This window comes from Pseudomonas sp. LBUM1662 (genome assembly GCF_059695915.1).
This window is the reverse complement of sequence record NZ_CP166793.1, coordinates 3,062,501-3,084,348: the sequence shown is the minus strand read 5'-3', so window position 1 is coordinate 3,084,348 and position 21,848 is coordinate 3,062,501. Positions and strand designations below refer to the sequence as shown.

The 21,848-nt window shown below is 56.6% G+C and carries 18 protein-coding genes and 1 pseudogene; 8 read left to right on the top strand and 11 right to left on the bottom strand.

Annotated features, from left to right (window positions below):
- Positions 1-163: 163 nt before the first annotated feature.
- Positions 164-520 (bottom strand): DUF6124 family protein, encoded by a 357-nt coding sequence (locus ACA049_RS13995; RefSeq protein ID WP_497336317.1) that lies wholly within the window; start codon positions 518-520, stop codon positions 164-166.
- Positions 521-1,018: 498 nt separating this feature from the next.
- The gene (locus ACA049_RS13990) at positions 1,019-4,045 is read right to left on the bottom strand and encodes a hypothetical protein (RefSeq protein ID WP_497336315.1); all 3,027 of its coding nucleotides are present in this window, start codon (positions 4,043-4,045) and stop codon (positions 1,019-1,021) included.
- A gap of 141 nt (positions 4,046-4,186) precedes the next feature.
- Between ACA049_RS13990 and ACA049_RS13985 the strand changes: the two are divergent.
- Positions 4,187-4,408, top strand: a pseudogene (locus ACA049_RS13985) (MFS transporter); the annotation flags it as partial.
- A 192-nt stretch (positions 4,409-4,600) separates the two neighbouring features.
- Here the strand turns inward: ACA049_RS13985 and ACA049_RS13980 are convergent.
- Positions 4,601-4,957: a DUF6124 family protein gene (locus ACA049_RS13980; RefSeq protein WP_497336313.1), complete on the bottom strand. Its 357-nt coding sequence runs from the start codon at positions 4,955-4,957 to the stop codon at positions 4,601-4,603.
- Positions 4,958-5,309: 352 nt separating this feature from the next.
- Positions 5,310-6,260, bottom strand: a complete 951-nt coding sequence (locus tag ACA049_RS13975) for a halovibrin HvnC (RefSeq protein WP_497336311.1) — start codon at positions 6,258-6,260, stop codon at positions 5,310-5,312.
- A 307-nt stretch (positions 6,261-6,567) separates the two neighbouring features.
- On the opposite strand from ACA049_RS13975, the gene ACA049_RS13970 reads away from it, so the two are divergent.
- A complete protein-coding gene (locus ACA049_RS13970; RefSeq protein ID WP_497336309.1) occupies positions 6,568-7,581 on the top strand; it encodes an aldo/keto reductase in 1,014 nt (337 codons plus the stop codon).
- A gap of 346 nt (positions 7,582-7,927) precedes the next feature.
- On the top strand, positions 7,928-8,815 hold the full coding sequence (rarD, locus tag ACA049_RS13965) for an EamA family transporter RarD (RefSeq protein ID WP_497336307.1): 888 nt from the start codon (positions 7,928-7,930) through the stop codon (positions 8,813-8,815).
- Between the two features lie 140 nt (positions 8,816-8,955).
- Here the strand turns inward: rarD and hppD are convergent, their stop codons facing one another.
- Both hppD and ACA049_RS13955 read right to left on the bottom strand, forming a co-directional pair.
- Positions 8,956-10,032: a 4-hydroxyphenylpyruvate dioxygenase gene (hppD, locus tag ACA049_RS13960; RefSeq protein ID WP_219093983.1), complete on the bottom strand. Its 1,077-nt coding sequence runs from the start codon at positions 10,030-10,032 to the stop codon at positions 8,956-8,958.
- Positions 10,033-10,281: 249 nt separating this feature from the next.
- Positions 10,282-11,220, bottom strand: coding sequence for a DMT family transporter (locus ACA049_RS13955; RefSeq protein WP_497336305.1), 939 nt, complete (start codon positions 11,218-11,220; stop codon positions 10,282-10,284).
- 78 nt (positions 11,221-11,298) lie between these two features.
- Here ACA049_RS13955 and ACA049_RS13950 point away from each other — a divergent pair, with 78 nt between their 5' ends.
- The 3 genes from ACA049_RS13950 (at position 11,299) to ACA049_RS13940 (ending at position 14,415) form a co-directional block, all read left to right on the top strand.
- On the top strand, positions 11,299-12,171 hold the full coding sequence (locus tag ACA049_RS13950; RefSeq protein ID WP_497336303.1) for a LysR family transcriptional regulator: 873 nt from the start codon (positions 11,299-11,301) through the stop codon (positions 12,169-12,171).
- A gap of 115 nt (positions 12,172-12,286) precedes the next feature.
- Positions 12,287-13,819, top strand: a complete 1,533-nt coding sequence (locus ACA049_RS13945) for an EAL domain-containing protein (protein ID WP_497336301.1) — start codon at positions 12,287-12,289, stop codon at positions 13,817-13,819.
- A gap of 233 nt (positions 13,820-14,052) precedes the next feature.
- Entirely contained in the window at positions 14,053-14,415 is a 363-nt protein-coding gene (locus ACA049_RS13940; RefSeq protein ID WP_403097998.1) for a histone-like nucleoid-structuring protein, MvaT/MvaU family, read from the top strand.
- Positions 14,416-14,584: 169 nt separating this feature from the next.
- Here the strand turns inward: ACA049_RS13940 and ACA049_RS13935 are convergent, their stop codons facing one another.
- Entirely contained in the window at positions 14,585-15,109 is a 525-nt protein-coding gene (locus ACA049_RS13935) for a DUF4946 domain-containing protein (RefSeq protein ID WP_497336299.1), read from the bottom strand.
- A gap of 145 nt (positions 15,110-15,254) precedes the next feature.
- On the opposite strand from ACA049_RS13935, the gene gloA reads away from it, so the two are divergent.
- Positions 15,255-15,776: a lactoylglutathione lyase gene (gene gloA, locus ACA049_RS13930; RefSeq protein ID WP_046054068.1), complete on the top strand. Its 522-nt coding sequence runs from the start codon at positions 15,255-15,257 to the stop codon at positions 15,774-15,776.
- A 132-nt stretch (positions 15,777-15,908) separates the two neighbouring features.
- Here the strand turns inward: gloA and ahpF are convergent, their stop codons facing one another.
- The 3 genes from ahpF to ACA049_RS13915 all read right to left on the bottom strand — a co-directional run bounded on the left by ahpF (position 15,909) and on the right by ACA049_RS13915 (position 19,252).
- Complete coding sequence (gene ahpF, locus ACA049_RS13925; RefSeq protein ID WP_497336297.1) at positions 15,909-17,471, bottom strand: alkyl hydroperoxide reductase subunit F; 1,563 nt, start codon at positions 17,469-17,471, stop codon at positions 15,909-15,911.
- Positions 17,472-17,599: 128 nt separating this feature from the next.
- A complete protein-coding gene (gene ahpC / locus ACA049_RS13920; RefSeq protein ID WP_010460707.1) occupies positions 17,600-18,163 on the bottom strand; it encodes an alkyl hydroperoxide reductase subunit C in 564 nt (187 codons plus the stop codon).
- 150 nt (positions 18,164-18,313) lie between these two features.
- Positions 18,314-19,252, bottom strand: a complete 939-nt coding sequence (locus ACA049_RS13915; RefSeq protein ID WP_497336295.1) for a site-specific integrase — start codon at positions 19,250-19,252, stop codon at positions 18,314-18,316.
- Between the two features lie 178 nt (positions 19,253-19,430).
- Here ACA049_RS13915 and ACA049_RS13910 point away from each other — a divergent pair, with 178 nt between their 5' ends.
- Entirely contained in the window at positions 19,431-20,450 is a 1,020-nt protein-coding gene (locus ACA049_RS13910; protein WP_497336293.1) for a DNA-binding protein, read from the top strand.
- Here ACA049_RS13910 and gorA read toward each other — a convergent pair.
- Positions 20,447-21,805 carry a glutathione-disulfide reductase gene (gene gorA, locus ACA049_RS13905; protein WP_497336291.1) on the bottom strand — a complete coding sequence of 453 codons (1,359 nt, stop codon included), beginning with the start codon at positions 21,803-21,805 and terminating at the stop codon, positions 20,447-20,449. The two genes, ACA049_RS13910 and gorA, sit on opposite strands and share 4 nt — an antisense overlap.
- Between the last annotated feature and the right edge of the window lie 43 nt (positions 21,806-21,848).

The window sequence follows — 21,848 nt, the reverse complement described above, 5'->3', positions numbered from 1 at the left end:
TTTCACTCGACAGCTCCTACAAGGGTTTCGCATTTTCCTGTAGGAGCTGTCGAGTGAAACGAGGCTGCGATCTTTTGATTTTCGCTATTACTGCTGCTTTATCGGGTCAGACACACTTTTGTGCCCCCCTCGCCACAGGTAAGTGCCCTCTTCTGCTTTAGCTCTACGGGCTGACGTTATCCAACACCCGGTTCGCCGCGATCTCCGCCACCATGATGCTGTTGGAGATACCCAAAAGCGCATAACGCGATTCACCGTCCAGATGATCCACCAACTGATGGACCATCACATCGACCGAAGCCAGCGTCTCGACCAGATAAACCGCCAGGGTTTCGGTCGTGGCCTCAGGGTCCACGGAAAACAGGGTGCTGCGGGTTCGCGGGGTGGCTTTGATGTCGGCGTTTGATGGGAAATGGAAGTCGAGGGCTCGCTCGGCGGCGTCGTTGAGCTTTTTGGAATCGGTGGATTCGTAGGGGGAAACGTCGTCCGTTTCGGGTGGGTTTGGCGTTGGTTTGAACATGGATGAAACTCCTAAAGCGCTTAAAAGGAGCCATCACTCTCGCTACCAAACGAGGGGTGGTGGCCATACGCAGGTTGGTAGACCGGGCTCTAGGAAAACGGCGCACCCGAAGATGCCCTGCGCATGACCACCATAAAAACGAGACAAAAAATCTCGGCAAAAGGCAGTGCTTTGCGACTAGAAACCCGGGCTACCAAACCCGATCGCTGTTCTTCAGCGACGGGGGAAACGATAAGACCCAGGCCCAAGGCGCACAAGCCGGCGGATTCTGGCGCAGTCGTAGGCAACGGCGCAAGGATGTGTAGCCTGAGAGAGTGTCTGGAGATGTCAGTTAAACATTGCTGTTTAATGCCCACTCAGTGTTGCGCGCGAACATCAAACGGATAAATAAATTCGTCCCCTTTTCCTCTATCGGGCGTTAGTAGGAAAAAGGTGTAAACCTATTTCAGGACAAGACAGATCGCCAAGATAGACAAACCTAATAACATTACAAAAAAATCAACTCCATTCGATGTCGTCAATGATAATTCCCTGATCATTATCGTATACGTAGACTTCAAAGTAGGCACACCGCCCTATACCAATTGGTTTAAGACTCACTTTCTCAAGTCCAGGGGGACCGTAAAGCTGGTACTCATCGATGACGGCACCACTATTGTTAAAAAAGTTTACTCGATTAGATGTTGATGAGGATCCACCAAATAAAAAGCTCACACGTTCAGCTAGATCTGGAAACTCAAACCTCGCTACTCCGCCTGATCCATTGGCTGGTGTGCCGGTTATCAAAACATGTTTACCATTCCCAGGAATGGCTCCTCCAGCAAGCGAAATATATGCTTCATAGGCATTCTGGATAGCAACTATTAACCCGCTTGGGAATTCAGTTTTTACATTAATAGGAATCTGGAAATTTGTAGCTGTATTTTCCCAGCCTTCAAATCCAGGGACTCTCTTTTTAAGCAACACCAACTCTTCGAGCTTTACTGCCATTTCTTCGTTGGTGGCACCATCGAAAGCCACCTTCAACTCCACTCGCAGTTCGCTGTCGTGTTTCAATAGCCTCAACTCACTGCGCAGCAGCACCTTGTTCAAACCAACATTGGCCTCGTCCTCAGAGATCTCGATCCCCTTGGCCAACTCGATGGTATAAGGCGAGCTATCAGCCTTGGTGCCGTAGCATCGCAACCAAATCCGCTGCTTAGCCCGGATCAACGGCCACGCAATACACTTCACCGCCGCATCCCCTTCAAACTTACTCAGATCCAATACTTTCTGGTCGGGCGATTGAGGCACCGTCGGCATCGGCCAATCTGGACTCTCATCAGGGATCGCCAACACGTCGAGGGACAACGGCTCCGACCATTTCGGTTCAGCAGTACCCTCAATAATCCCGTACCTCACCGTTACCGACTTACCCAGGTTAAACGCTACCACTCGGTTGTCGATCAGGATCTTGAGTTCGCCAACCAGCCCTACTGTAACCGGCGCGGTCACCAGTGAACCTTCCCCCACGGCGCCCTTCCATTCCACGACAACCTTGTGTGCGGGATCCATACCGACGTATTGCTTGATCACCACCGTTAGGCTTTTGTCAGCCTCAATGGGTTTCAGTATGTTGCTTGGTGCTTCTTCGATAGATGGCGGCTTCAGATCCAACGCAGACTTGACGGTGTACCGACGCACAGAAAACCTCACCGCTGCCACCTCATCGACCACCTTGTCGAAGTTCACCGCAAAAGTAATGGTGACTTCGCTGTCATCCTTGAGGCTGTTCAACCAGTTGACCAGCGCCGCTGTCAGCGATATCACCAGATCCGACGGTTCAAACCGATGGATTTGCCCGCTCCAGATAATGCGGGAGTCCGATTGACCATTGGCCAGGGTCCCGTCAAAACGCAACCAGACAGGTATGTCTTTCGTCTGCAACAGCCACTGCTTAATGCTCAGCGTGTCGGTCGCCAGCAGCTTGGCAACTTCCAGAATTTGCCCTGTATGGCCGACAATGACCGGCATCGACAGCCGCGGATCCTCATGCGCAATCCGATTTACCGTCAACACCAACGGCAACGACTGGGCAATCACCTCCCCGTCCCGAATCAGGTCCCAACGCAACTCCGGTTGCTTGCCGTGCCATAGCCCCAAAAACGCGGCATTCAGGGTAAAAACAGCCCGATGGTCCGGATCGAGCGGCAACATCGAAAACGGCAATGAACCCGGTAAAGCATTGACCGCGACCAGTAGCGCCTGATCCTGCGGCAACGATCCCGCAAAGGCGACCTCAACCTCCACACCTTGTGAGTAAGCGAGCGGATCGACCGGATTGGCGGCAGCGACTGGCGGAGTCAGGGTAATCGTCCTTTCACCAATCACCTGTGCCTTGGCGGTCGCAGAACTGGCGATCACCGTATCGCCTCGTTTCAGCGTATAGACCACCGTCACCGCACTCTCGGCGATCACCTTGTCGTTGGGCACCTGAAGTATGCAAGGCTTCTTCTGCCCGAATGGATCGGTCTCGATCACGCCGTTCAGCGGTACCACAAGGTCCTCCGGTTGCCCTGGTATTTTCGCGGTGTAGGTCGCTTCGATGATGTCCCCCGCCAGGAAACGGTTGTCAGCGGTGACGACGATCACCAACAGCGGACCACCGTCCAACTTGTCCAGCTCGATCCGGGTGGAATCATCCCCCGGAAAGTCTTCCATTCTTTCGAGCAGGATCGCCGCCGGCAGGCGCGTGCCAGCCAGGTCCTCGTCCACCCTTTGCGTCGCCGACCACACCGCATCCGTGTCCGGGGTGTTGCCGATCTGGTCGGTGGCGGTGCAGGAAAAATCGAGCTTGCCATCCGGCCTTGCCGCGCGTTCCAGGTAGTCGCGAATCACGGTAAAGCACACGGTGATCGGCTCCGCCGAGCCCGGGTTTGGCGGCTGAGGCGCTTCATCAGCGCCGACCTTGTACGTCATGATTTCGCCGTTGCACTTCAAGGTGATCGTGTCGTAGGCCCGGCAATAAGGGTAGGACACGCACACTTGAGCGCTGACAAAGTCAGGGCCGACGCCGTTCTTGATCGCGTCGGGCAACAGCAGCGCCAGCTCGGAATGGCCGTCGATCTCCGGGAACCGGTCTTTCAGTCCGGGGCGGATTTTGTTGTAGAGCAGGGTCAGATTGGGCTCGGATGTTCCGATGTTCGAACTGTTGCGCGTGATGGTGTAAAACAGCTCGTTGATCCGGTCAGGATGCAGGCGGCCCTTGGGGATGCGCAGGCGCGTTTTGGCGTTCACATCGGTAATGATTTCACTGTCCAGGAACGCAGTGTCCCCCAACAGCCAGAGCCAAATGACATCACCCGGCTCGACCGTGCCTGACAACGGCGGATCCACCTCGACCGTCGCGCCCTTTCCATCAATGACCAAGTCATAAATCAACAGCGAAACACCGCTATGTGCACCTACGACCGACGGGGTAGCGCCCAGCACGTGAGGCGGGGACAGCGCGAGGACGCCGTCTTCGATTGATTCGGGAGTGGTCATGTCTGGAGGCTCCGGCACGATGGAAGGGGACTGGAGCTATCAGATAGCGGAACGGAGAAGGCGGCTACTGTCAGATCTGACAGTAGCGACGAGTGGTCATGCGTTCAGGTGAGTAATAAAGGATAAATAGATACGTCCCCTTTTCTCCTCGTGCCGACGGCGCTGCTGAGCGCGGGTGCGGCGGCCGGTGGTCTGGCGTTGATCAACTCCATGGGGCAGATGGCTGGGTTCCTGAGTCCGTACCTGGTGGGTTGGGTCAAGGACAGCACCGGTTCGACGGATGCGGCGTTGTATCTGCTGGCGGGTGTGATTGTGTGCGGGAGTTTGCTGGCGTTGCGCATGACGCGGACGTTGCGGGTTTAACGACTTAAGATCAAAAGATCGCAGCCTCGTTTCACTCGACAGCTCCTACAAGGGTTTCGCATTTTCCTGTAGGAGCTGTCGAGTGAAACGAGGCTGCGATCTTTTGATTTTCGCTATTACTGCTGCTTTATGGGGTCAGACACACTTTTGTGCCCCCCTCGCCACAGGTAAGTGCCCTCTTCTGCTTTAGCTCTACGGGCTGACGTTATCCAGCACCCGATTCGCCGCGATCTCCGCCACCATGATGCTGTTGGAAATACCCAACAGCGCATAACGCGACTCACCGTCCAAATGATCCACCAACTGATGGACCATCACATCAACCGAGGCCAGCGTCTCGACCAGATAAACCGCCAGGGTTTCGGTCGTGGCCTCAGGGTCTACGGAAAACAGGGTGCTTCGGGTTCGCGGGGTGGCTTTGATGTCAGCGTTCGACGGGAAATGGAAGTCGAGGGCTCGCTCGGCGGCTTCGTTGAGCTTTTTGGAAGCGATGGATTCGTAGGGAGAAACGTCGTCCGTTTCGGGTGGGTTGGGTGTTGGTTTGAACATAGATGAAACTCCTTGTGCTACCAAAAAAAAGAGCCATCACCTTCGCTACCAAACGAAAGGTGGTGGCCATACGCAGGTTGGTAGACCGGGCACAAGGAAACCGGCGCATCCGAAGATGCCCTGTGCATGACCACCATAAAAGTCGAGACAAAAAGACGCCTCAATTTATGGTGCGTTGCACTCTTGTGAAAAACCGGGCTACCAAACCCCATCGCTGTTCTTCAGCGACGGGGAAACGATAAAACCCAGGCCCAAGGCGCACAAGCCGGCGGATTCTGGCGCAGTCGTAGGCAACGGCGCAAGGATGTGTAGCCTTAGAGAGTGTCTGGAGATGTCGATTAAACATCTCCGTTTAATGCTCACTCAGAGCTGATGTGGCACTGGGTTTATTGATTGCGTATTCGCCTTTTTCAAACCCGGAAGGCACCCAGCGTCCAACAATCTGCTCGCCGCTGAAAAATTGAAAACTCGCATTGCCGCCCTGAACCGTGGGCATTGTCACTCGGATGATCGGTGCCACGATGCCGCCCGACGCGTTGTAGAAATCACGCTGGTTATACTGGGCGTCTGGCAGACCGGAGCCGGTATAGAAGAACGCCCACAATGGAACGGTTCGATGGATGTTCTGCGGCCAGATTCCACTAACCACTTCGTTCCAGCCCTGGAATGAGGTCGCCCCCAGAAGCGCCATCGCGCGGACGCCCTCGATATAGGCCGATGCAGCGTGATCGCCCGCACTGCCTTCGCGGACATTGAAACCGCATTGAGCATTGTTTGTTCGGTAATTATTGAGCCACTGCTGCGCCGTGGTGATTCCCGAAAGATGGCAGGGTCTGCTGGTAAGCGGTTGTGAGGTATTTGCACCGCAACCATTCTCAGAACGCCCAACGGAACCCGCGTTCATGGGGAACATGCAGAAAACGTCAATGTCGAGTTTGTCGGCCGGACTGTCGAAGATCGGGTAAACAAAGTAGCCATTGTTGTAATAAAAGGTTCGAAAGCTCGAATCACGTCGCACCCAGGACCACGACACGCCACCGCGGGTCACTGACGACGAACTTGGATTCCACACCTTGTAGGCCGTGGATTTTACGGTCGCACGGCCCATGATCCCGGAACAGAGAAAGGCAGGACGCCTCGGCCCACCGCAATCAGCCCGTGTATCGTTAAATAGTGCCTGCAGTTTGGCTGCGGTGGCGTTACCGTCGAGAAGGGTTTGTTGAACTTGAAAATCTGATGGTTCTTTTATCTGGCTGCCGCACCCTGCGAGCAGGCAAAAAAGTGCCGTCATGAGAAGTTTCATAAGTGAAATCCCGATAGAAATAGGTTCACCAGCGACAACCTGACAACCGACTGGCAGCGATATCCTGCAAAGTGCTACTACTGACACCAATCGACAAAGCTTGGCGACGATTCAGCGCTGCCTAGATCAAATCTCATCGGTACGGCCCGCGCTACTGTCAAATCTGACAGTAGCGACAAACGGTTAACTATCGTGGATTGCTGATCCTCAACACTGCACTGCCAGTGCGCATTCGATAATTCAGATTGCTCGGCACAGCCGTTCTGGTATTTGATTGAGACTTTCCCACCGGTAAAAGGATTTCGTCATGAGCTATCGCACGCTGGGTCATTCGGGTTTACAGGTATCGACCCTGACGTTGGGCACCATGATGTTCGGCGAACAGACCAGTACCGAAGATTCCCTGCGGATCATCGACAAGGCCTGGGACCAGGGCATCAATTTCATCGACACGGCGGACGTTTACACCAACGGCCGTTCCGAAGAGATCGTCGGCGAAGCGATCGCCGGAAACCGCCACGAATGGGTGCTGGCGACCAAGGTCGGTTTCGGCCCGGTGGATGGTGTGCCGAACCGCAGCGGTTTGAGCCGCAAGCATATTTTCAACGGTCTCGACGCCAGCCTGACGCGTTTGGGCACTGACTATCTCGACATCTATTACCTGCACCGCGAAGACCACAACACGCCGCTGGAAGTGACGGTGTCGGCGATTGGCGATCTGATTCGTCAGGGCAAGATTCGCTATTGGGGGTTGTCGAACTATCGGGGTTGGCGGATTGCCGAAGTGATTCGGGTGGCGGATCAGTTGGGTGTTGATCGGCCGGTGATCAGTCAGCCGCTGTACAACATTGTTAACCGTCAGGCCGAGACTGAGCAGATCACGGCCGCGCAAAACTATGGTCTGGGGGTGGTGCCTTACAGTCCGTTGGCGCGAGGGGTGTTGAGCGGCAAATACGCACCCGATGTCAAACCGGACGCCAATAGCCGTGCCGGGCGTGCGGATAAGCGCATTCTGGAAACCGAATGGCGGGTGGAGTCGTTGCGCATTGCCCAGCAGATTCAGCAATACACCCAAGGGCGCGGCGTGGGGATAGTCGAGTTTGCGATTGCGTGGGTGTTGAACAATAGCGCCGTTGCTTCGGCCATCGTCGGGCCGCGGACCGAGGAACAATGGGATGCATATACCAAGGCGCAGTCGGTGAAGATCACGGCCGAGGATGAGGCGTTTATTGATTCGCTGGTGACGCCGGGGCATTCGTCGACGCCGGGGTTTAATGACGTGAGCCATTTCGTGTCGGGGCGTAAATCGCGTACGGCTTGAGACTTTTCGCGAGCAGGCTCGCTCCCACAGGGGGCTTTGTGCAGGACACAGGTTTTGTGTTCGACTCAGAGCTAATGTGGGAGCGGGCTTGCTCGCGAAGGCGGTGTGTCAGGCACCAATGATTTTGGATATGCCGGCCTCTTCGCGAGCAAGCCCGCTCCCACAGGGGGTTTAGGCGGGACGCGGATGTAGCGTTCGGCGCAGGACCAATGTGGGAGCGAGCCTGCTCGCGATAGCGGTCTATCATTCACTGCGATGTTGGAAATATTGAGCACCCGGCCAATATTCAGCACAAAAAACACGTATCCTCTGCGCCCCGTTTCACCTTCAACCTCGCGAGGGCAGTTTGTCTAAAGGTATCGCTTTATCGGTTTCAGCCTCGGTGCTGTTTGCCGTCATGTATTACTACACGTCGTTGCTCACGCCTTTGAGCGGCGTGGAAATTTTCGGTTGGCGCATGCTGCTGACCGTGCCCTGCATGACCGTGTTCATGGTGGTCTCCGGCGAGTGGAGACGCGTGACCGACATTCTTCGACGCCTCAACGGCCAGCCGAAACTCATCGCAGGCCTGGTCGCCTCCTCCGCCCTGCTCGGCGTACAGCTTTGGCTGTTCATGTGGGCGCCGCTCAACGGTTACAGCCTGGATGTGTCACTCGGCTATTTCCTGTTGCCGCTGACCATGGTGCTGACCGGGCGACTGGCCTATGGCGAACGCCTGTCCTACCTGCAAAAAATCGCCGTGGTGCTGGCCTGCCTCGGGGTGATCAATGAGGTGTATCAGGTCGGTGGTTTTTCCTGGGCAACCTTGCTGGTCTGCATCGGCTATCCCCTGTATTTCATCCTGCGCAAGCGTCTGGCCGCGGACAACCTTGGCGGTTTATGGCTGGACATGGCATTGACGCTGCCGGTGGCGTTCTGGTTCGTGCAAAGTGGTGAACAGGGTTTCGGCGTGTTTGATCAGCACCCGTGGTTGTCGCTGCTGATTCCGATACTCGGGGTGATCAGCGCCTCGGCGCTGGTGGTCTACATCATCGCCAGTCGGCTATTGCCGTTCAGTCTTTTCGGGCTGTTGAGTTATGTCGAGCCAGTGTTGTTGCTGGGCGTTGCGCTGCTGCTTGGGGAAAGCATCAAGCCCGGGGAATGGCTGACCTATATTCCGATCTGGCTGGCGGTAGTGGTGCTGGTGTTTGAAGGTTTCAAACACCTGGTTCGGCAACGACGCAAACCAATGTAGGAGCGAGGCTTGCCCGCGAAGGGGCCGATGAAGACGCTGAAAGCTTCGCGGGCAAGCCTCGCTCCTACTTTGGTTTTGCATGATCCAAAAAAAACCGGCCAGCAATATTGCTGACCGGTTTTTCTTACATCTGCAGCGGATTATTCGGTGGCAAGCACGCCACGACGAACCTGATCCCGCTCGATCGATTCGAACAACGCCTTGAAGTTGCCCTCGCCGAAACCATCGTCGCCTTTACGCTGGATGAATTCGAAGAACACCGGGCCCATCAGGGTTTCCGAGAAGATCTGCAGCAACAGGCGCTTGTCGCCCGACTCGGACGAACCGTCCAGCAGGATCCCGCGCGATTGCAGTTGATCAACCGGCTCGCCGTGGTTCGGCAAACGGCCTTCAAGCATTTCGTAATAGGTTTCCGGTGGCGCGGTCATGAAGCGCATGCCGATGCTTTTCAGGTGATCCCAAGTCTTGATCAGGTCATCGCTGAGGAACGCCACATGCTGAATGCCCTCACCGTTGAACTGCATCAGGAACTCTTCGATCTGCCCGGCGCCCTTGGACGATTCTTCGTTCAACGGGATGCGGATCATGCCGTCCGGCGCGGTCATGGCCTTGGAGGTCAGGCCGGTGTATTCGCCTTTGATGTCGAAGTAACGGATTTCGCGGAAGTTGAACAGCTTCTCGTAGAAGTTGGCCCAGTAAGCCATGCGACCGCGATACACGTTGTGGGTCAGGTGGTCGATGATTTTCAGACCTGCGCCGACCGGGTTACGGTCCACACCTTCGATGAACACGAAGTCGATGTCATAGATCGAGCTGCCTTCGCCGAAACGGTCGATCAGGTACAGCGGCGCGCCGCCGATGCCTTTGATCGCCGGCAGGTTCAGCTCCATCGGGCCGGTTTCGATGTGGATCGGCTGGGCGCCGATTTCCAGCGCGCGCTTGTAGGCCAGTTGCGAATCCTTGACGCGGAACGCCATGCCGCACACCGACGGGCCGTGCTCGGCCGCGAAGTACGAAGCGACGCTGTGGGGTTCGTTGTTGAGAATCAGGTTGATCTGGCCCTGGCGATACAGGTGTACGTCTTTGGAGCGGTGGGTCGCGACCTTGGTGAAGCCCATGATCTCGAAGATCGGCTCCAGGGTGTTCGGGGTCGGCGATGCGAGCTCGATGAATTCAAAGCCCATCAGGCCCATTGGGTTTTCATATAAATCTGCCATTTTGGCGCCTCATCATTTTTTAGAATTAACGGAACGTTAGTTGCTAAGAATGCTGAAGCCGGCGGGTGGCGCGCAGGAGATGCCCCGCACGCTGCGTGCAAGGAAGTCACCGTAGATCAATTGAAACCCGAAACTCTTCATTGTCGACCCAAGGCTCTTGCGGGCGAGGCTTCTGCTGCCAGAAGACGTTTATTATTGTATGCGTAACCGGATTCTACACAGCGTAAATAGGTTTGTCCGCCTTCTGTATCAAATCCCCTTTTTCCCCACTCGCGCAAGGGGTTTGTTGCACAGGCAAATCCCGGCGAGAATCAGCCCTCCTCCCAGGCACATCACGAGCGTCAACTGCTCGCCCAACAGCAACGCACCGAGGATGACCGCAGTCAGCGGGTTCAAGGCAATGAACACCCCCGAACGCGTCGCGCCGATCTGGCGAATACCGTCGTAATAGGCAATGTAGGCCAGCGCCGAGCCCAACACGCCCAGGTACATCAGGCTCACCCATTGTTGCGGACCGAGGCTGATGAGCGCATTCACACTCAGTTCACCACTTACCGCGCTGGTCACCCACAGCATCAGCGTGCCCAGCAAGATCGAATAGGTCACCGTCTGCACCGGCCCCAACGAGTGATTCAGTTCTTTGGAGCACAGCGAGTAAATCCCCCAACCGAGTACGCAGCCGAAAATCAGCAGGTCGCCAATCCAGGCGTCGGCGTTGCCGGCCAGCAGTTGCGGATTTCGACTGACGATCACCAGACTCGCCCCGGCGATGCACACCGCGATCCCGACAACCTTCGCCCGACTCAAGCGCTCCTTGAACAGCAGCCACGACGCCAGCCCGATCACGGCGGGGTTCAGCGCCACAATCAATGACGCACGCGACGCATTGATGAAATGCAGACCATAAAAGAAGCACAGGTTATAGAAGAAGATCCCGAAGAACCCCAGCAGCGTCAGTTGCAGCCATTGCCGGGGGCTCGGTTTCGCCAGCGGCACTCGGGCGAGCAGCAAAAACAGCAGCAAAGCCACGCTGGCCAGGAGGAATCTCAGGCTGGCGGCGAATAACGGGCTGAGGCTGTCCGCGAGAAACCGGCCGGCCACGAACGTTCCGCCCCAGATCATGGTGACGGCGGCGAGTTTCAGATAGACCGGGATATCCGCTGAGGTTGTTTGCGCATAAGTATTCATAAGGCGTCGGGACTTCAATCCGGGGAGATGACGTATCATTCGTCTAATGCACGATCATCGTAAAATGAGTAAAGACTCATGACCCTGACACAACTCGAGATTTTCTCGCTGGTCGCCGAACTGCGTGGCTTTACGGCGGCGGCCAATCGCTTGGGAATTTCCCAATCGGCGGTCTCTCATGCCCTGAAGTCGCTGGAACAGGAATTGGGTGTCGAGTTGTTCAGGCGCCACCAGTCTCATATCGAGCTGAGCGACATCGGCCAGCAACTCTTATCGCGCGCCCGGGCGATGCTCGGGCTGGCCAACACGTTGCGCCAGGAAGCGGCCGATGCTCGCGGAATGAAGCGCGGCACCTTGCGCATCGGCTCGTTCGGCCCGACTTCATCGATCAAGCTGCTGCCGCAGATCCTGCAGCACTACCGCGCCGCTCATCCTGGTATCGAAGTCCACATCGACGAAGGTCCGGACCGGCAGATTATCCAGTGGCTGGAAGAACGGCGGATCGATATCGGCTTCGTGGTGCTGCCTGAAGATCGCTTCGACACCTTCCCACTGATTGAAGACCGGATGGTCGCACTGCTGCCCGCTGAGCATCCGCTGGCGGGTCGCGACAACCTGAGTTTGAGCGACTTGTGTCATGACCCGTTCGTGCTGACCGAAGCCGGGTCTTCGGAGCTGGTTTCACGGCTGTTCAGTGCTGCCCGGCTGGCACCGAACATCCGTTATCGCTGCTCGCAGTTGCTCAGCACCCTCGACACCGTAGCCCGTGGTGACGCCGTGGCCGTGGTCGCTGAAGGCTCATTGCCCGACCATAACGACAGCCGCTACGTGAAGAAACCGCTGTCGCCACCCGTCAATCGGCAGGTCGGTTTGGCGGTACTCGACCAGCGTCAGTCGTCGCCCGCAACGCTGGCGTTTATCCAGCTGGCTTCAAGCCTGAAATATCGTTGAGCGGCATAAGTATCGAGGGCCATCTATCATGCCCACTACCTGAACTCTTTATGGGAGGCGTGCCGTTGTCCTCCCAGCATTTGAGAGCCGTCCTTCATTGCCACAGGCTTTTCGAATGCCACTGAACGCCAAAACCCACAAACGCAGCAAATCAACGGCTGTAACCTTTCTGAGCGGGTTGCTCCCGGTGCTGCTAGGTAGCGTCATCCTCTATATGCAGGCTGAGCGCACACTCCAGCAAAGCACCGAGCTGACGGCCGACGAAGCCATCCGCCAATTCGAACTGATGCTCGACAGTAACGCCCAGGCCGCACGGGAACTGCTGCCGCTGGCCGGCCAAAACTGCAATGACGTCAAATTGGCCTTGCGTGAACAGGTCACCCGCGGTCCATTCGTGCGCGCGACGAATCTGGTGTGGGACGACAACATCTATTGCAGTTCCTTGTTTGGTGACTACCAGGAAAAGCTCAGTGCCGGCGACTACTCCAAAGGCCATTTACTGCTGATGAAAGGCAACCTCGTCACGCCCGACACCGCGGTACTGGTGTATCGGCTCGGTGAGGGAAAACAGGGGGCGCTGAGCACGCTGGACGGTTATCACTTGAGCAATGTGCTGCGCATGATTGGTCGCAAGACGATGCTGTTGCTGCAAGTCGGTCCCAACTGGTTATCCGCCGACGGCAAGGTTCACGACGGTGCCCTGCCCGTCCTGCCCGTGGCCGAAAGCAAACTGACGTCCACGCGTTATGGCTTTACGGTCGCAGCCGGTTTCCCCAAGGGTGAAACCTGGCGCTACATGAGCGCCGAGTATCCGCCGCTGTTCAGTTTGCTGATCTTCTTCGGGATGGTGTCAGGCGCTATCGGACATGTCCTGCAGAAACGCTCGTCGTCCCCCAGCCACGAAATGCAGCGCGCGCTGGAGGCCGCTGAGTTTGTTCCGTACTTTCAGCCCGTGGTGCATGGCGACACTAAAACCTGGTCCGGGGCCGAAGTGTTGATGCGCTGGAACCATCCCAAGGAAGGCCTGGTGCGCCCGGACCTGTTCATTCCATTTGCCGAGCATTCCGGGTTGATTGTGCCGATGACCCGCTCGTTGATGCGACAGACTGCGGCGTTGTTGGCACCTGCTGCGTCCTCGTTCGACGGCCCCTTCCACATCGGCATCAACATCACTGCCAGCCATTGCAAGGACCTCGATCTGGTCGAGGACTGCCGGACGTTTCTCAGTGCCTTTGCCCCGGGCGCCATCAACCTCGTGCTGGAGTTGACTGAGCGCGAACTGATCGAACCGACGGCCATCACGCACCAATTGTTCGAGCAGCTTCACGCCATGGGTGTGATGATCGCTATCGATGACTTCGGCACCGGTCACTCAAGCCTTGGTTATCTGCGCCAGTTCAATGTCGACTTCCTGAAAATCGATCAGAGTTTTGTCGCAATGATCGGCGCTGATGCGCTTTCCCGGCACATTCTGGACAGCATTATCGAACTGTCGGCCAAGCTCGATCTGGGCATCGTCGCCGAAGGTGTGGAAACCGAGGAGCAAAGTGATTATCTGACGGCACATGGCGTGAACTTTCTGCAAGGTTATTTGTTCGGTCGACCGATGCCCGGCGCAGAATTCATTAATGCATTAAGGCACCATTAACCTGCGGTTCTAAGCGACGAGGCAACGAAGCGGCGCACCAAATTGAATCAAAAGACTACTGTTGTTACATGAAGAAAAAGACAGGATTTACTCTTGGTCAATTAACTACTACAATTTTTCATGCCTGTGCAAGATTGGCAGGTGAGCCACTATCACCGAGTCGCTTCAAGGCTCTTGGCTTATAGCTTTGTTTGCGGTTGGTATCAGCCAAACACACTATTGGAGTAATGAATTTGTCCAGACTCGCTGAATTTCGTGCCGCTGAAAAGGCCCTTCAAGAACAGCTCAAGCAGCTGGAATCGCTGAAGAATGATGCCGGGCTCAAGAAAGAAATCGAATTCGAAGAAAAGCTCCAGGGGCTGATGAAAACCTACGGCAAAAGCCTGAAAGACATCATCGCCATCCTCGATCCGAACCCGGCAAAATCCGGTCTTCAGGCAGCAGCTCCGAAAACTCGCCGCGCTCGCGTGGTCAAGGTTTATCACAACCCGCACACCGGTGAGCTGATTGAAACCAAGGGCGGCAACCACCGTGGCCTGAAAGCCTGGAAGGAACAGTACGGTGCCGCTACCGTTGATTCCTGGCTGCGAGGCTAAGCACTCGCGGTGATAAAATAAGCCCTGCCAATGCAGGGCTTTTTTATGGATGCCCTCAAAATCAAAAGTCGTTCAACTCGCTACTTGCCGACTAAACTTTTTGCTTAATCCGTTTGGGTATCTAAAGATTTCGGATCGAGCTGAAATTTGCAGTCATGCAAACCGCCTACTAAAGTTTCAGGCTGTTACGAGCGGCTGCTATTTCGTCCTGACTTGCCTTATAAGCTTCGGCCTGCCCTGCGTAGGAAAAAACATAGGCCTTATCGGCATCCACCGCCGCGACCAATGTTTGCGACAGCACATGTCGACCGTTCTGTGTAATCGTGCAGGTAGTTTCCAATCCCCTTAAGCGGCTCAGGGTCGCTGGATGAATTTTGTTGCAGACACTTTGATAACCGCCTTGAAAAAAGTCCTTCTGCACCGACTTGCGCATTTCCAGCAATACGCCTTCCAGATTGACCTGATGACCGCTTTCTACTTGGGTCATGGTCAGTTCCATTACCAACACTGGCGTCCCGCCTTGGTCGACTTTCACCGCACGCTCGCGCAAAACCCCTGGTTTGGCGTCGTCTTGCGGCACGGCTTCGATCTCCCAGCCAATGGGCCAGGTCACCAGCGGTGCATCCGCGTGAGCGCTGGCGACACCTGACAACAGGCAAATCAGGACCCACGTCGAATTACAGAATCGGATCATTGCAATGAGTACTCACGGATTGAACCGTAAAGTCTGAGCTTCACCCGTCTGTCAGGCAATAGCCGACTGTTTGCGTTTGGTGATGTCCTAGCCGTTGCGTATCATTGTCGCCATTCGTTAGCCCCACTTATTTTCCGGAGGGCCCATGAGCCTGCACGAATTGAACACTTTCCCCGGCGTCACCGCACAACCTGACACGGCCACCCAGAAATTCGTCTTCAACCACACCATGCTGCGGGTCAAGGACATCACCAAGTCCCTGGATTTCTACACGCGTATCCTGGGTTTTTCGCTGGTGGAAAAACGCGACTTCCCGGAAGCCGAGTTCAGCCTGTACTTCCTGGCGCTGGTCGATAAAAACCAGATTCCAGCCGACGCTGCCGCCCGTACCGAATGGATGAAATCGATCCCCGGTATTCTCGAACTGACCCACAACCACGGCACCGAGAACGACGCGGACTTCGCCTACCACAACGGCAACACCGACCCGCGCGGTTTCGGCCATATCTGTATCTCCGTGCCGGACATCGTCGCCGCATGCGAGCGCTTCGAAGCGCTGGGCTGCGATTTCCAGAAACGCCTGAATGATGGCCGTATGAAGAGCCTGGCGTTCATCAAGGATCCGGATGCTTACTGGGTTGAAATCATCCAGCCTGCCCCGCTGTAAATCAAAATCAAAAGATCGCAGCCTCGTTTCACTCGACTGCTCCTACCAGGTTTTTGCGTACACCTGTAGGAGCTGTCGAGTAAAACGAGGCTGCGATCTTTTGACCTTAACCCCCCAGACCAGCGTCGGCATTTAAGCCGGTGCGGAGGTCCGGATCAGGTGATCGAATGCGCTCAACGAAGCCTTGGCGCCCTCGCCCACCGCAATCACGATCTGCTTGTACGGCACAGTAGTCACGTCACCGGCAGCGAACACACCCGGCATCGACGTTTCGCCACGAGCATCGACAATGATCTCGCCGCGCGGCGACAGCTCGATGGTGCCTTTGAGCCAATCGGTGTTGGGCAGCAAACCGATCTGCACAAAGATCCCTTCCAGCTCTACGTCACGCAGCTCGTCAGACTGACGATCCTTGTAACGCAGGCCGTTGACCTTCTGACCGTCGCCCAACACTTCAGTGGTTTGCGCACTGGTGATCACGGTGACGTTGGGCAGACTGTGCAACTTGCGCTGCAAGACTGCGTCGGCGCGTAGCTGTACATCGAACTCCAGCAACGTGACGTGAGAGACGATCCCCGCCAGGTCGATGGCTGCTTCGACGCCGGAGTTACCGCCGCCAATCACCGCCACACGCTTGCCTTTGAACAGCGGACCGTCACAGTGCGGGCAGTATGCCACGCCTTTGTTGCGGTATTGCTGCTCGCCCGGGACGTTCATTTCACGCCACCGCGCACCGGTCGCGAGGATCACGGTCTTGGCTTTCAGGGTCGCGCCGCTGGCGAAGTGGACTTCGTGCAGCTCACCACTCTTGCCCGGCACCAGTTTGTCGGCGCGTTGCAGGTTCATGATGTCGACGTCGTATTGCTTGACGTGTTCTTCCAGCGCCACGGCCAGTTTCGGCCCTTCGGTTTCCTGCACGGAGATGAAGTTCTCGATGGCCATGGTGTCGAGCACCTGCCCACCAAAACGTTCAGCCGCGACACCAGTACGAATGCCTTTACGAGCGGCGTAGATTGCGGCCGAAGCACCGGCCGGGCCACCGCCGACGACCAATACGTCAAAGGCTTCCTTGGCGCTGATCTTCTCGGCTTGACGCTCGATGCCGCTGGTGTCGATCTTGGCGAGGATTTCTTCCAGGCCCATGCGGCCCTGGCCGAAGTTCACGCCGTTCAAGTAAATGCTTGGCACAGCCATGATCTGACGATCATCGACTTCGGCCTGGAACAGCGCGCCATCGATGGCAACGTGGCGGATGTTCGGGTTCAGGACCGCCATCAGGTTCAGCGCCTGGACCACGTCCGGGCAGTTCTGGCAGGACAGCGAGAAGTAAGTCTCGAAGCTGAATTCGCCTTTGAGCGAACGGATCTGTTCGATCACTTCGACACTGGCCTTCGAAGGGTGGCCGCCGACTTGCAGCAAGGCCAGCACCAGCGAAGTGAATTCGTGGCCCATCGGGATGCCGGCAAAACGCAGGCTGATATCGGCACCCGGGCGGTTGATCGAGAACGATGGTTTGCGTGCATCGTCACCGTTATCGAGCAAGGTAATGTGGGTAGAAAGGCTGGCAACGTCTTTGAGTAATGCGAGCATTTCCTGGGATTTCGCACCGTCGTCGAGGGAGGCAACGATCTCGATCGGCTGGGTGACCCGTTCCAGGTACGATTTCAACTGGGCTTTAAGATTGGCGTCCAACATACGGGCGATTTCCTTTTACTTACTTGAGACGAAAAAAAACGCCCGAGCGAATCTCGCCCGGGCGTTTTTATTGGGCGGTTGCAGCTTACTTAGGTGCGGAAACCCGCCCTGATAGTGCTTTCACAGACTTAGATCTTGCCGACCAGGTCCAGAGACGGAGCCAGAGTGGCCTCGCCTTCTTTCCACTTGGCAGGGCAAACCTGGCCTGGGTGAGCAGCGACGTATTGAGCAGCCTTGATTTTGCGCAGCAGCTCGGAAGCGTCACGGCCAACGCCGCCATCGTTCAGTTCAACGATTTTGATCTGGCCTTCAGGGTTGATCACGAAGGTGCCACGGTCAGCCAGGCCAGCGTCTTCGATCAGTACGTCGAAGTTGCGGGAGATGGCGTGAGTCGGGTCGCCGATCATGGTGTACTGGATTTTGCCGATGGCTGGCGAAGTGTTGTGCCAGGCAGCGTGGGCAAAGTGGGTATCGGTGGAAACGCTGTAGATCTCGACGCCCAGTTTCTGGAACGCGTCGTAGTTGTCGGCCAGGTCTTCCAGTTCGGTCGGGCAAACGAAGGTGAAGTCGGCTGGGTAGAAGAACACGACAGACCACTTGCCTTTCAGGTCAGCGTCCGACACTTTTACGAAGTCGCCATTTTTGAAGGCGTCAGCTTTGAACGGTTTAACTTGGCTGTTGATGATAGGCATCGATGACTCTCCGTCAGGGTTGAAATGTTTGGTTGAGAAGTTGATGGGGTGAATCCTACCCACTCGGTCACCGCCTGGCTCATTGGCAAAGCTCATGCTGCTGATTGGTTTTCGCTATTAGCGGACAGTATTAATAGAAGAAAACGGTATCTAGCGCGCCAATGGCTTTTCAGCGACCCGGGCCATTCCGAGAAACGGGCTGGCTTCAACATAGCGCATGGCTGACTTCACATCCTTCCAACCCACGTAATTCATCAACGATTTCAAATCCCAACCGCTTTGATGGGCCCAGCTGGCAAAACCGCGTCGCAGGGAATGGCTGGTGTAGTGTTCGGCGGGGATGCCGGCACGTTCCAGGGCCTGGCGCAGCAAGGGGATCACGCTGTTCGCGTGCAAGCCCTCTTCGCTCAGATGGCCCCAACGGTCGATTCCACGAAACACCGGCCCGCGGACCAACGCCGCTTCGGTGATCCATTGGATATAGGCGCTCACCGGGCAAAGTCGTTGCAGTGCCGGGGTCTGGTAAGTCTTGCCGAGGTTTTCGCGATCGCTCTTGCTGCGTGGCAGGTAGAGGGTGATGCCAGAACCGGCGCTCGCCTGCACGTGTTCAATGTGTACGCGGCACAACTCATCGCTGCGAAAGCCGCGCCAGAAGCCCAGCAAAATGAGCGCGGTGTCGCGTCGGGCGCGCAGTAAGCCCGGCTGATCGTTTTGCGCCTTGGCGGTTTGCGCCTCCAGCTCAAGCCACGCCACCACTTGCTCCAGATGCTGAAGCTGCAAGGGCTCGGCCTGTTTCTCCTGCGCGGGGTGCAGCGCACGGATGCCCTTGAAGACCTTGCGCACCACCGGTGATTTGGTGGGATCGGCGAAACCCTGGCTGTTATGCCACTGCGCCAACGCTGACAACCGCAGCTTCAACGTGTTGATCGACAGCACGCCCGCATGGGCGACCAGATAACGCGCCACGCTGTCGCTGGTCGCCGGCAGGAAACCACCCCAACTGACTTCAAAGTGTTCGATGGCCGCCCGGTAGCTGCGACGCGTGTTGTCACGGGTGGCGGCTTGCAGGTAGCGATCCAGATCGGTCATGGGCTCAATTCTCTAAAACGTACCGCTCTAGCGGCTGAAAATGCGCCGAACAGCGCATCACGCGGGGTAATACCAGTATATCCCGCATTACTATTTTACGTTTTTTATCTTTTTGTTAACGATGGTACACTGCGTACTTTAGTGGCATGTACCACAGTACGAAATCGTAGGAGAACAAATGGCTCGTGGCGGCGTTAATAAAGCAGTGGTGCAGGCGGCACGTTTGGCAATTCTTGCCCGTGGCGACAACCCCAGCATCGACGCAGTACGGATCGAGATGGGCAATACCGGCTCAAAAACCACCATCCACCGCTATTTGAAGGAGCTCGACGATGGCGGCGATCGCGTCGAGACGCCTTCGGAACCCATCGATGACGAGCTCGCCGGCCTGGTCTCGCGCTTGGCGCAACGCCTGAAGGAACAGGCGCAAGAACCCATCGAACAGGCACGCACGCAGTTCGATCAGCAACGTAAAGAGTTGGAAATCCAGCTGACTACGGCCCGGCAAGACAACGCAGAATTACACCAGCAATACGAAATTCAGAGCCTGGCCCTGACCCAGGAGTCCGAGTCTCTGCAAGAAACCCGCTCCATGCTGCAGGCGGAACAAACCCGCAACGCCGGGCTGAATCAGGCGCTGGCCGATGTCGAACTGCGCTTGCAAGACAAGGATGAGCAAATCCGCTCACTGGAAGAAAAGCACCTGCACGCACGCGATGCGCTGGAACACTACCGCAATGCCGTCAAGGAACAGCGCGAGCAGGAACAGAGCCGCCACGAAGGCCAGGTGCAGCAGATTCAGATGGAATTGCGCCAGGCCCAGCAAAGCGCATTGGTGCGTCAGGATGAGATCACTCAACTGCATCGCGACAACGAGCGCTTGCTTACCGAGAACAGGGGAACCCTGCGGGAACTGGGGCTGTTGCAGGAGCAGCTCAAACACACTCACAGCCGTCAGGATCAATTGCTGGAGCAGGTCAACCGCATCGATAGCGAACGCACCCTCCTCCAGGAACGCTTGCGCGCCGCCCTGCTCGAGAGCCAGTCGCTCAAGCAAAGCGTCGACGAGCAGTCGCAGATAAATAAAGGACTGGAGGTTGAATTGCTCAAGACTCAGGCGAGTCTCGATGAAAGCCTGCGCCTGGCGGCTGTCATTGCAACAGCGCCAGACACATCAGAACGCGAAAAGAACGATTAACCGCTAACCGGCGTGCGCATGGTGACGAACTCTTCGGCGGCAGTAGGATGCACGCCGATGGTTTCGTCGAAATCGCGCTTGGTCGCGCCAGCCTTCAAGGCAATCGCCAGCCCCTGAACGATCTCACCGGCCTCCGGCCCGACCATGTGGCAACCCAGAACCTTGTCGGTCTTGGCATCGACGACAAGCTTCATCAGCGTGCGCTCCTGGCATTCGGTCAGGGTCAGCTTCATCGGACGGAAGCGACTTTCGTAGATCGTGACCTCGTGGCCGGCCTCGCGAGCCTCTTCCTCGCTCAAGCCCACCGTACCGATGTTCGGCAGGCTGAACACGGCGGTCGGGATCATCTTGTAATCCACCGGGCGATATTGCTCGGGCTTGAACAAACGACGCGCCACGGCCATGCCTTCAGCCAGCGCGACGGGCGTGAGCTGAACGCGACCAATCACGTCCCCCAGCGCCAGGATCGACGGCTCTGCGGTCTGATACTGATCGTCGACCTCGACGAAACCTTTCTTATCAAGTTTGACCCCGGTGTTTTCCAGCCCGAGGTTGTCGAGCATCGGCCGGCGACCGGTGGCGTAGAAAACACAATCGGCCTCCAGCTCACGGCCATCCTTGAGCGTCACCTTAAGGCTGCCATCGGACTGTTTGTCGATGCGTTCGATGTCGGAATTGAATTGCAGGTTCATGCCGCGCTTGGTCAGCTCTTCCTGCAGGTGTTTGCGCACCGCACCGTCAAAGCCGCGCAAGAACAGCTCGCCGCGATAAAGCAACGTGGTCTCAGCGCCCAGCCCGTGGAAGATCCCGGCGAATTCGACAGCGATGTAACCGCCGCCCACCACCAGAACGCGCTTAGGCAGCTCCTTGAGGAAGAACGCCTGGTTGGAACTGATCGCGTGTTCATGCCCCGGAATCTCCGGGATCTGCGGCCAGCCACCGGTAGCAATCAGGATGTTCTTGGCGGTGTGGCGTTCGCCATTGATTTCGACCGTGTTGGGGTCGACGATCTTGGCGTGGCCTTCATGCAAGGTCACACCGCTGTTGACCAGCAAGGTGCGGTAAATGCCATTCAGGCGGTTGATCTCGCGATCCTTGTTGGCGATCAGCGTTGCCCAATCGAACTTCGCCTCGCCCAACGTCCAGCCAAAGCCCGAAGACTGCTCGAAGTCTTCGGCGAAGTGCGCGCCGTAGACCAGCAACTTCTTCGGTACACAACCCACGTTCACACACGTACCGCCCAGATAACGGCTCTCTGCTACAGCCACTTTCGCGCCAAAACCGGCAGCAAAACGAGCAGCCCGCACACCGCCGGAACCGGCGCCAATTACATAAAGGTCAAAATCGTAGGCCATTTTCAATCTCCTCGGCAGGCAACCAGCATACCCGCAGACGTCC